Source organism: uncultured Campylobacter sp. (genome assembly GCF_947255105.1).
In the GTDB taxonomy this organism is placed as follows: domain Bacteria; phylum Campylobacterota; class Campylobacteria; order Campylobacterales; family Campylobacteraceae; genus Campylobacter_B.
The window spans coordinates 1-11,022 of record NZ_CAMYFP010000021.1 but is presented as its reverse complement, the minus strand read 5'-3'; the positions used below and the strand labels follow the sequence as shown (position 1 = coordinate 11,022).

At 29.6% G+C, this 11,022-nt stretch carries 13 protein-coding genes and 4 tRNA genes; 1 reads left to right on the top strand and 16 read right to left on the bottom strand.

Translation table 11 applies throughout. From position 1 onward, the window contains the following. Window positions 1-219: 219 nt before the first annotated feature. The 12 genes from Q0X52_RS07645 to Q0X52_RS07590 form a co-directional block, all read right to left on the bottom strand. Complete coding sequence (locus tag Q0X52_RS07645) at window positions 220-438, bottom strand: hypothetical protein (RefSeq protein ID WP_297576591.1); 219 nt, start codon at window positions 436-438, stop codon at window positions 220-222. Continuing rightward, on the bottom strand, window positions 431-739 hold the full coding sequence (locus Q0X52_RS07640) for a hypothetical protein (RefSeq protein ID WP_297576590.1): 309 nt from the start codon (window positions 737-739) through the stop codon (window positions 431-433). The genes Q0X52_RS07645 and Q0X52_RS07640 overlap by 8 nt, the downstream gene beginning before the upstream one ends. Before the next feature lie 81 nt (window positions 740-820). Further along, on the bottom strand, window positions 821-1,153 hold the full coding sequence (locus tag Q0X52_RS07635) for a hypothetical protein (RefSeq protein ID WP_297576589.1): 333 nt from the start codon (window positions 1,151-1,153) through the stop codon (window positions 821-823). Between the two features lie 66 nt (window positions 1,154-1,219). After that, window positions 1,220-1,693 (bottom strand): hypothetical protein, encoded by a 474-nt coding sequence (locus tag Q0X52_RS07630; protein WP_297576588.1) that lies wholly within the window; start codon window positions 1,691-1,693, stop codon window positions 1,220-1,222. A 309-nt stretch (window positions 1,694-2,002) separates the two neighbouring features. Further along, window positions 2,003-2,764 carry a Fic family protein gene (locus Q0X52_RS07625; RefSeq protein WP_297576587.1) on the bottom strand — a complete coding sequence of 254 codons (762 nt, stop codon included), beginning with the start codon at window positions 2,762-2,764 and terminating at the stop codon, window positions 2,003-2,005. A gap of 529 nt (window positions 2,765-3,293) precedes the next feature. After that, a complete protein-coding gene (locus tag Q0X52_RS07620) occupies window positions 3,294-3,578 on the bottom strand; it encodes a hypothetical protein (protein WP_297576586.1) in 285 nt (94 codons plus the stop codon). Between the two features lie 208 nt (window positions 3,579-3,786). Beyond that, a complete protein-coding gene (locus Q0X52_RS07615; RefSeq protein WP_367173579.1) occupies window positions 3,787-4,530 on the bottom strand; it encodes a Fic family protein in 744 nt (247 codons plus the stop codon). Window positions 4,531-4,692: 162 nt separating this feature from the next. Then, complete coding sequence (locus tag Q0X52_RS07610) at window positions 4,693-5,442, bottom strand: nucleotidyl transferase AbiEii/AbiGii toxin family protein (protein WP_297576585.1); 750 nt, start codon at window positions 5,440-5,442, stop codon at window positions 4,693-4,695. After that, window positions 5,430-5,753 carry a hypothetical protein gene (locus Q0X52_RS07605; protein ID WP_297576584.1) on the bottom strand — a complete coding sequence of 108 codons (324 nt, stop codon included), beginning with the start codon at window positions 5,751-5,753 and terminating at the stop codon, window positions 5,430-5,432. The genes Q0X52_RS07610 and Q0X52_RS07605 overlap by 13 nt, the downstream gene beginning before the upstream one ends. A 100-nt stretch (window positions 5,754-5,853) precedes the next feature. After that, window positions 5,854-6,318, bottom strand: coding sequence for a YccF domain-containing protein (locus Q0X52_RS07600; RefSeq protein ID WP_297576583.1), 465 nt, complete (start codon window positions 6,316-6,318; stop codon window positions 5,854-5,856). A 184-nt stretch (window positions 6,319-6,502) separates the two neighbouring features. Continuing rightward, window positions 6,503-8,992 (bottom strand): molybdopterin guanine dinucleotide-containing S/N-oxide reductase, encoded by a 2,490-nt coding sequence (locus Q0X52_RS07595; protein ID WP_297576582.1) that lies wholly within the window; start codon window positions 8,990-8,992, stop codon window positions 6,503-6,505. Between the two features lie 3 nt (window positions 8,993-8,995). Further along, the gene (locus Q0X52_RS07590) at window positions 8,996-9,550 is read right to left on the bottom strand and encodes a hypothetical protein (protein ID WP_297576580.1); all 555 of its coding nucleotides are present in this window, start codon (window positions 9,548-9,550) and stop codon (window positions 8,996-8,998) included. Window positions 9,551-9,944: 394 nt separating this feature from the next. On the opposite strand from Q0X52_RS07590, the gene Q0X52_RS07585 reads away from it, so the two are divergent. After that, window positions 9,945-10,018: transfer RNA gene (locus Q0X52_RS07585), tRNA-Gln, on the top strand. A gap of 194 nt (window positions 10,019-10,212) precedes the next feature. Here the strand turns inward: Q0X52_RS07585 and Q0X52_RS07580 are convergent. From Q0X52_RS07580 to Q0X52_RS07565, 4 genes are all read right to left on the bottom strand, one after another. Continuing rightward, window positions 10,213-10,596 (bottom strand): DUF2846 domain-containing protein, encoded by a 384-nt coding sequence (locus Q0X52_RS07580; RefSeq protein WP_297576579.1) that lies wholly within the window; start codon window positions 10,594-10,596, stop codon window positions 10,213-10,215. A 187-nt stretch (window positions 10,597-10,783) separates the two neighbouring features. Beyond that, a tRNA-Lys gene (locus Q0X52_RS07575) sits at window positions 10,784-10,859 on the bottom strand. A 5-nt stretch (window positions 10,860-10,864) separates the two neighbouring features. Continuing rightward, window positions 10,865-10,941, bottom strand: a tRNA-Asp gene (locus Q0X52_RS07570). A 5-nt stretch (window positions 10,942-10,946) separates the two neighbouring features. Then, a tRNA-Val gene (locus Q0X52_RS07565) sits at window positions 10,947-11,022 on the bottom strand.

The following is an 11,022-nucleotide window of genomic DNA, read 5'->3' as shown; positions in this document are numbered from 1 at the left end:
AAAGAAATAGCTGTTTCCTTAGGCAAAGGTCTATAGCTATCTAATTCTTTTTTAATCTCTTCTAATTCATTGTCTATTTTATAGCTAGGGGCTAATGTTCTGTCGTTGTGTTCAGCGTTTATATTAAAACTTTTTTTTAAATTTATACTTGAAATTTGTCCCATTTAGTAATCAACACTCTCTTTTGTAGAAATTTCAATTATTTCAATTGTTAAAATTTCATCTTGTTTTATGCCAACTACTCGGTAGTGGATACCAACTCTCTAACGCCAACGATTTTCGTAACCCTCCATTTCTTGCGTTACTTGTTGCAAATGGATTTTCTGATTTTTCTAGCTCTTTTAAAAAAGTGCATATTTTTAAACCAGCTTTTAAATTGCCTTTTAGAATTTTATTTAGCTCTTTATCGGCTGAGCGTTTGATTGTGATTTTATACATTCTCGCCCATCTCTTTTTTAACTTCGGCAATTAGTGCTTCTTGTTCGTGCTTTGGTAATTTTTCAAATTCTGCGTCTAGTTTTTTAATTGATGGTGCTTCTGAAAGGCTATACAATTTTGGTTCATTAATTTTACTTTTTGTTTTAGCTCTTAAAAATTTAACTAGCTCTTTTTGAGTGGTGATTTTTGTTTTAAAATCTTTTTCTAATTTGTATAATTTTTTTTCGGCTTTCAGTAGTTGATTAAAAATTGTTCGCCTATCCATATTCTCGTATTTTTCGTAATTAATTGTCGTATCCATTTTTATCCTTTACTGGTTTTTTACAATTAAAATTATAGCGAACTCGTGAGATTAATTCAATTGTAAAAACGAATTAATTTTTTATTTATTAGGATTGTAATAGTATGTTTTATTTAAAAAATATACACCCAAATTACCATCCATTTTGTAACATTTTTCATCTAGAAAAGTAATCAATTCTTTATCGTTAAGAATATAAGATCTATTACCATATTTAAAGCCGCTATCATCATAGCCATCAAAGTGTTCTAAATAAGTTTCATAACACCAACTTGCTACATATTCAACATTCCTTCCTCTAGCTCTTGCTATATAATAAGAACCTCCTGTTGAAAGCACATATTTAACATTATCAAAATTTAATCTTACTTTTTTTGTTGGCGTTAATGGGCTTCTTTTTATTTTTAAAAACATTTTTTTAAACTCTTATTTTAATATCTTTTATTAAATTTAATCTATTTTTTTGATACTCTTCTAGCATTACTTATCCTTAAAATCATCTTCTAAAAGCCATTTTTTATTTTTCTTCATAAAAAATAATGCAACAATTAATATAACTGTTGCTATTAAAAAGAAATATGAAAAACCTTTAGAAATAGCATAAGCATTTGAATATTTAGAAACTTCTACTACTGAAATAAAAGACATAAGTGTAAAAAAAGCACACAACAATATCATAAAAATACATTTTCTTATATTAGAATTTATTGTTGTATATCCTGTAGATAAATTTATATAATCATCTATATGTAAAACTTGTTCTATATTATCCCCAATTACTTTTATTCTATCTCCCACATTTAAATTATTAAAATTTTGCTCTTTTAATAAGCAAATAGTGTTATCGTCTAATTTAAAATATATATTTATTAATTTTTTATTGTTTTTAATTATCTCTTGTTCTTCTAGTATCTCAATAATAGCACCACTTATTTTATGCTTGTTCTTTTGCATTTTTTATCCTTTACATAATTATTTTGTTGTATAAAATTATACAACCACTATTCTTAACTAGCTATGAGTTTTATAGTGATTATTTAACAACCACTACACTTGAAAACTATTGTCATTTAAATAACAAAACAATGAAATTTACAACGACAAAGAATATATTATGCAAGACTATAGAACAGCTTTAGAGAGCGGTGAAATTTAAGCAGGATTTGTTAAGGAGACTTATCAAAATAATGAACTCAAAGAACATTTAGAAGCAATTTATTGTTTTTGTTTTTACGTTTGATTGTCTATATTTTTTATCAGATATCATAAATCGCCATCTAAAGACTTGACTTTATCTATACTATTCCTAAACTCATCAAACATCCTTGTTCTATCTTGTTGTGCTTTTATCTCATCAGGTGAGATTTCTTTTATGATAGCCCCATCGATACACTTTTTATATAAAAATGTTTTTATATCTAACATGTCGTTCGTCTCATAAAATACTATCAATTTATTTTTAAACTCCTCTATGTCATCTACATCTACACTTAGCACTCCTGCACCTGCTGTAATTAGAATTTTATTAGCACAAAGCGTTGCCGTTCTTTTGTTTCCGTCTAAAAACATCTGCTTTCTCATTAAATACAACATAAGCGTCAATGCTCTATTGGTATCTGCTTTGATATTTAATATATCGCTTATATCATCTTTAATTTGACTCTCCAAGGGCATGTCAGGTTTCCAAGAAGTTCCACCTATTTTAACAGGTATATTTCTAATAAAGCCAGCTCTATTAAATAAACCTGAGCCTATAATTCTATTAACTTCGCAAATAAAAGGATAGTCTGCCATTGGATAATCAATAGTTTCAAATAAAAACTGCCAAGCGTGCTTTAGATTATTGATTGTTACAACTTCATCCATTGTTAAATTTGAAATTTTTGCACCACTTAAAATAGCTTCTGTTTGTGAGAAGGTGATTGCAATACCTTCCAATCTTGCACTGTTATAGACATAATCTACTATATTTCTTTTTGCTAAAAAAATATTATCTTCTGTAGTTAAGTTGTATTTGTTTTCCATTCTATATCCTTGCTTTGAAATTTAGTTTTTTATATATATTTTATAGAGTTTCATTTTCTCTAAGCAGCTCTCTTATAAACTGCTACCGCTGTTTATTCCGTTTTTGTTTAAATATATTATCAAAATTCAGACTAAATCTAAATTTAAATAATATTTTTTAACTTTAGGATTTTTAAACATCATTTTTTTATTAAGATTTTTATCAGAGTAAAATGTTATGATTGCATCATGAGAGGGGGGTAGTGACAGTTGTGGTCCTCCCCTCTTTACAAATCGCACCATTATCATCTTGCCACTCATAAGTTGTAGAATTGGGTATTTTTGCTTCTTGTCTATATATTATTTCTGTTTTAAGACGACTTTTAATCTATTTAAAACACTCTTTTTTGTTTCTATAACAAAAGATTTTCCTATCAACAGACTCCCTAAAAGCTCAATTGCTTTCTTCCACCGCTTTCTTTGGTAATTTTATCAGTTAGTTTGATATTTACACTGCCATTAGTCCCTGCTAAAAACAAAGCCAAAGGTTTCATTTTGCAATTCCCTCTTCTTTTAACCAAATATTCATATTTTCAACTGCAAATTCCATAGCCTTTTCATCGGCTTCTTCATATTTTCCTTGTTTTGCAAGTTCTAAAACTACTATAAAGTCATTTAAACTTTTAATTGTCATTTTCCTAGCATCATCTAAATAATTAAATTTTATTCTATCTTTTGCTTTTTTATAAATATCATCAGCTAAATTATCTTTTATGCTTTCTAAATAATTTAAAGCTTCTTTTTCAGTTTGCAAAACTACATATTTAAATTTCATCTCTTATCCTTTATATAATTATAAATGCTATATAGCAGGCGCTTCCCTGCTACTTCATTCCTAGAGTTATCAACAATGTTAGGGTGCAATTTAGTGACAAAGCCCACTTATTCTATTATAGATAATAGTAAGAGTGCTGTCTTGTTCGCTATAACTTCTACTATTAAAACTTAAAAAAGTATCGTAAATATCCTTAGTGTTTAATTAATCATTTTTGAGTGCTATTTTTAATGTAATTTTCCAAAATTTCAGCATAAGTGTCTTGAGCACTCAAGCAAGTATCAATTAAAAATCCTTTTGTAGTTTTATATTCTCTTAAGCCTCTATAATAAAAAAGTTTATGATCTTCATCTATAATAAAAGGAGTTATATTATTCTTTAGACACTCTTTAAACATAATCAATCTTCCAACTCTTCCATTGCCGTCTTCAAATGGATGAATTGACTCGAATTTATAATGAAAATCTATAATATCATTTATTGTTATATTCTCAACTTTATTGTAGTTATTTAATAAATTATTTATCTCTTTTGAAACATTTTCAGGTCTTGTAGCAACAAAGTCATCTATATAGTTTTGCTTAGTTTTAAACTTACCTATAATTTGATTTTTAGTGATTCCTTGTTTTAAAAGTTTATGAATCTTTTTTATATAATTTTCGTCTAAACTTTTTTTAGCTGTTTTTAATATAAAATCAAAAGCCTTAAAGTGATTTATTGTTTCAATTATATCATCTACTCTTATTATTTCATCTTTTTGAGAAAGCAAAGATGATGTTTCATAAATACATTTAGTTTGCTCTTTTGAAAGCTTGCTACCTTCTATTTTGTTTGAGTTATATGAAAAGTTTATCTGAGTAAAATAATATAATCCATTTGGAGTTTTATTGTTAAATTCATCAATTAAAATATCATATGCACTCATTTTTATACTTTTATCATCATAGCTCATATTTTTCCTTGGTCTCTTTTATTTTTATAACTTTGGCTTTTTGCCACCTATTTACTAAGCAGTTTTTTTATCGACAATTAATAATAGTTTATTTTATCATATAAGCTTTTACAATTTAATTTTAAGCTATTCTAATTCATCATCGTTTATAGTGGCTATTTTTTATCGTTTATTCTTCCTGTTTTTAGTTGTTTGCTCTTTGTCATCTTTTAAAGAATTTGTATTATTGTATTCTGATTTTATATTTTCAAGTGAAAAATAATTTTTAAAAAAATTTTGTGAATTTTCCTTAAAATCATTTAAAATTTTATTTGATTTTACCGGTAAATTATGGATATTTATTTTTGTAATATTAAGCTTCGTAAAACTCATCATATTGGCACAAATTTCTTCCAATGTAGTTGCACTTTTTAGTTGTAGATTTTTATATTCCTCATACAAATTTATATCGAAATTTTTCATAATCAAATATAAATCAAAATAATCTCTTATCTCATCTCTGTTATAAGTAGAGTCTAATTTATTTATAAAAATATTTTCTATATTGTCAATCAAAAAACCATTTTTTTCTATAAATTTACCAATATGCTTATTGCTATCATAAGCTAGGTCTATTTTTAAATTTTCATCAGTTATTAATCTTTTAAAACCCAAACTATCGACTAAAATATCAAATTTAACTCCATTTTCTTTTAAAAAAGAGATAAAGTCATTGATTTGGGCTCTTGCACTTACACTTTGTTCTACCGTAAAAAGGTCTAAATTGTCTGAGTATCTATAATAATTGTTTAAAATAAATCTATTTAATGCAGTTTCACCTGTTAAATACAAACCCACTCCACTTTTAGCAAGCAGGTTAAGTATTTTGTCTTGAGCATTATATAAAGCCCTATATTTATCTAAAAGTTCCAATTTCTAGCCCTTATATCGTGCGAATTATCAATATATAAATTTATTAGGCAGTCAAGCCGTCTTTTTAAAAATCTATAGTTAAAGCTACCGCTTTTTAACTTAGTTTCTTTTTCTTTTATAAACTCCACAACATACTCATCTTTGATAATAGACAAATCTATAAGCAAAGAGATAGAGTTTTGAAAAATTGCACTAAAAATCATTCTTGCAAAGTCTTTATCGTCTATATCTTTTAATAATTCTTCAGGTGTAATATTCATATTTCCCCAATAGCAAGTCTTTAAAATGTGATTTGCAATTTCTTGTTTCATTGTTTATTCTTCTTTAAAATCATCTTCTAATTCATACTTCTAAGTCTATTATAGTTCCACTATATAATGAAATTTAAACATTTTTTATCTATTATATAGACTATCTTTTAAATTTTTTATCTAAATTTTTATTGGCTTCTTCGATTTTTAAAGCATCGGCTTCATATTTTGATAAGCATTTTTTTCCAACTGGATTAAACGCAGTTCCTAGAGATTTGACTATGATATAAGCATTTGAGATTCCAATTATTGTAAAAACATTGGCAATAGCTGCAAAAAGCAAAGCTATAACTAGCCAAATTCCAAACAAAACAACATAAAGTATCATAACTATTTTAGAATAAGCTTTCCAAGCTACATTCTCATTTTTATCGAGCTCAAATCTTGATTTGCTTATCATCTCTCTTGAGAATGGAGCAAATAAAAACTTTCCATACTCCATCAAGCCTAAACCAACAGGCGCTGTTACTACAAGTAAAGTAAGAATGAGTCCAGCTATATAAGCAGTTAGAGCTATTAGCCAGCCAAAAAGCATCCACCATACGATATTGCACAATAAACGCATAATTATCTCCTTGGAAAGTTAAAATAACAATATAAAAATAATTTTACAGTCAATAAGCTTAACTGTTAGTTGATAAAACGTCCAAAACAAAGTTAAGAAAAATTATTAAATTTCAAAAGCCTTAATTAATTTGTATTTTAGTCAAGCTAATTTTTAAATTCCCCTCAAATTTGAGGGGATAAATTTAAGCTTTTATCTTAGGTTGTTTAAAGATAGTAAGTTCAGGAACTTTGCCTGTAAATTTCTCTATATTTACAAGACCAGTGTGAGAGATGTTTCCGTTTGCAAGTTTTGAGGTTGGTATATCTATAGTTAAGACATTTGCACTTCCGTTTTTATCCAAACTTTCTGCCTTTGTTGGATCAAGTGGGTCATACCAAGCACCTTCACATAGCTTAACAACACCTTTTATAATGTCATCTGTTACTTTTGCACCAGCCAACACCTCGCCTCTAGCATTAAACACTCTAACCGCATCACCAGTTTTGATGCCTTTTGCTTTTGCATCCTCACTATTTATCCAGATAGGCTCCAAGTTTGAGATAGCATACTCATCTCTAAGACTTGTGTTATTTAGCTGAGAGTGAAGACGATCTTCAGGGTGAGAAGTAACTAGGTGAAACTCAGCAGGTTTGTTTTTCATACCAAGCCATTCAATTGGCTCAAACCAAGTTGGATGAGCTTTACAATCATCATAATTCATCTTCTCAATTACTTCTGAGTAAATTTCAATTAGGCCTGATGGAGTGCCGAGTGGCTCTAAAATAGGATCTTCTCTAAAATCGCCATATCTATTATATTCAAATCCCTCTTGAGTTTGAAGGAAAGTTATAGGCTTATTATCAGCCCAAAATTCCTCAAATGGCTTCATAACAACACCATTTAACTCTTCAAGTTGCATTTTCTTTGCCTGATCTCTTGCGCTTTCATAAAATTCTTTTATCCACTGGGTATCGCTTTTATTTTCTGTATATTTGTCTTTTACACCAAACTCTGCTGCTAAATCGGTAAAAATTTCATAGTCATTTTTACTCTCACCCACTTTTTCAACAGCTTGTTTCATTGGAGTTATTCCTAAATTTGCATAATCACCAATCATAGAGATATCATCTCTTTCATAGATTGTAGTTACAGGCATAACAATATCTGCCATTCTAGCAGTTGGAGTCCAGTAAATTTCATTTACTACAACAGTTCGTGGCTTTTTCCAAGCTTTAATAAATTCATTTGTATTTTGATGATGAACTAAAGGATTTCCGCCTGCCCAGTAGATAAAGTCAATTTTTGGATAGGTTATTTTTTTACCGTTGTGATCTATTGTTTTTCCAGGATTTAAAAGAGCGTCTGAAATTCTAGCTAGTGGAAATGCTGAATCAGTTGCTTTTTGAAGCCAGCTTTGACCGGTTCCAACGTTTGCAGCACCTGAGCTTATACCACCAACGATTCCAGCTTTTGCATCTGGAACACCGCCGTTACTATAATGGTAGCTTAATCCAAACCCACATCCTGGCTTTCCAATTTGTCCAAGCATCGCACAAAGAGTTACTAGCGCCCAGTGTGGTTGCTCACCATGATGAACTCTTTGCATACCCCATCCACTCATTATCATAGTTTTATTGTCGTAAAGTGTGTGAGCTAGCTCTTTTATGGTTTTTTCATCAATTTTACAAATCTGCGAAGCCCATTTTGGAGTTTTTGGAGTATTATCTGTTTTTCCAAGAAGATAAGGCAAGAACTTATCAAATCCTGTTGTGTAGGTTTCTATAAATTTTTGGTCATATTTTTTAGACTCATAGAGTTCATACATCATACCAAGCATCATTGCAACATCGGTATTTGGTAGCGGTGCTATCCACTGGGCGTTTAGAAATTTGCAAGTTGCATTTTTGATAGGATCGATGAAAATAACTTTTTTTCCACTCTTTTTTAGTTCTTCAAGATATTTTAAACCTTGCTCATCGCTTACAGTCCAAGCTATTTTTAAAGTTGAGTATGGATCAGCGCCCCAAATAACAACAACATCGGCATTTTCTAATACTAAAGGCCAAGAAGTTTGTTGCTCATATACCTCAATTGTTCCTAGGACATGTGGCATAATAATTTGTGATGCACCAGTTGAATAATCACCTAAAGTTCCTGTAAAACCACCTATTTGGTTCATAAATCTATGAAGTAAGATTCTTGCATTTTGCATATTTCCAGGACTTTTCCATCCATAGCTTCCTGCAAAAACGCTAGTATTTCCGCTTGCTTTTATTGTTTTTTTAAGTTCGTTTGCAATTAGCTTTATAGCTTTGTCATAGCTTACTCTAACCCACTCATCACTTCCTCTAAGTTCAGGTTTTGGGCTATCTGGATTTTCTAAATAACTTTTTCTTACATAAGGATATTTAACCCTATCTTTTGCATAAACTAAATCAGCTGTGTAGTGTTGAAGAGGATTTTTTATGCTTGAAGTTTTGTTTAAAGGCTCACTTTTTACGATTTTGCCGTTCTTTATGGTAAGTTTTAAAACTCCCCAGTGAGCTCCTGTTATAACTTCACCATCTTTAATAATCTTGAAATTTTTAGTAGCATTCTCGGTCGCAAAAAGGTTCATTTTCATAAAAAATGGCACACAAAATGCCGCACCAATTGTTTTAAGTGAATTTCTTCTTGATAAATTTACTGACATTTCTTACTCCTTTGTAGTAGTTTTTTGTAAATATTGAGAAACTAAAAATCTATCTTTTTTATCCATTACAGTTCTGCTTAACATAGATTTTAAGATACTTGGCCACTGATTTGCGTTGTATTCGTTGATGCTATGAAGGGCATGACACATTGAACAACTCTCAGTGTAGATACTAGCAGCTCTATCCATGATAGGTTTTAATTCTTTATAAAAATCCTTATCATCGGTATAGGCTTCAACGCTTACTTTGCTCCAAGCACCTTTTTCTAGAACCTTAACATCTACGGCTGCATTTTTTCCAAAAGCTGCGTTTAGGATTCTTTTTCCCTCACTAAAGTAGATTGCCTCACTCACATCATCTTGGATATAACCCTCGATCTTGATTTTCAGCATATCGCCATCTTTTTCCAAAATCTCTACAGGTGCCGTTGGAAGCAGCCTTCCAATAGCCTTTTTATCGCTTTTATCTGCATAAAGAGACTTTACAACATCGCTATAAACTATCTCATTTGCAAATGCAAAAGCACAGGCAAAGACAAATATTAAAATTTTTTTCATATATCCTCCTTTTTATTGCTATTTAAAGCTATTTTATAGTCTATTAGATAAATTTGTTATAAATCAAGCTATGCTTATGATAAGTTAATTTTTTATATTGATAAATCAATAAATAATGAATTTTGACTTTGTAAAAAAGCAAGGATAAGTTAAATTAAGCTATCTAACTTAAATCAATAATTGAAAGAATTTTCTAAAGAATATATTTATTTTATTTTTCTAAATTTGATGAGAGTAAATTCCTGTTAAAATAGTTTATGAAAATTATATAAGATAAATAGTTAATTGATATCTATATAAAAAATAAATTTAAAAAGACTCTTTGCTTTAAAATGGTGATAACTTTAAATTTATAGAAGTTTTATTTTAATAGTTGTATAATAAAATTCTTTGTTGCCCCGTAGTTTAGTGGTAGAACGGCTGACTCTGGATCAGCTAACATTGGTTCGAATCCAATCAGGGCATCCACTTCTTAACCATTTTTAGTTATACAATTAGTTATACAATTTTGATTTTATAAAACTTTGTCACTTATCCAATTATAGTAATTTAATTATTAAGCAACAATTTTAAAACTTGCTAATTTAAACTACTACTATTAATTTTTGGTTTGAGATTGAAAAAAGTAATTTATAAGTGTAGGGTAAATTTACCTTGCAGCTCTATTTTTTAAATTCAACCAATATATAATCATCGTCTTTTAGTGCTTTTTTAGCCTTCTCTTCATCCATCAAAACTACATTCGAGCCATTTACAAAAATACCAATTTTTAGGTATTGTCTAACAAAATAATTTTTGCCCTTTTCAAATAAAATTTTTAATTTATTAGGGCTAAATTCACTCTCTACAGAGATAGTATGTTCGCCAGGCTCAACATCCATATAGATAAAGTAATGGTGTTTCAATTTAGCTATAGCTTGATAATCCAAATAAGCAGTTTTTATAATCCCAAAAGCAAAATTTCCAGCTGTATGTCTATAAAAATAGAGCCCAGCTTTGCCCTCTGGCAGATTGTTAAATTCCTTAACCAATTTACAAATCGCCAAATCTTGCTTTTATGTCGGCAAAATATTTTTGGTGGATTCTATCATATTAGACTTTAAATTTATATTATTGTTTTAACTCTAAATTTGAGCCTAAAAACAGTGAATGCAAAAATAATTAAAATTGTATAGCTTGCTGTATAACTAAAAATATAAAATGGCTAAATTTGGGTAAAAAGTAGTTAAGAAGTGGTGTCCCGTGTTGGATTCGAACCAACGGCCCCCTCCTTAAAAGGGAGATGCTCTACCTGCTGAGCTAACGAGACACTAGTGGCGCGACGGACGAGGCTCGAACTCGCGACCTCCGCCGTGACAGGGCGGCATTCTAACCAGCTGAACTACCGTCGCACCTATGGTGGTCGCTAAAAGACTCGAACTTTTGACATCCACCTTGTAAGGGTGGCGCTCTACCAACTGAGCTAAGCGACC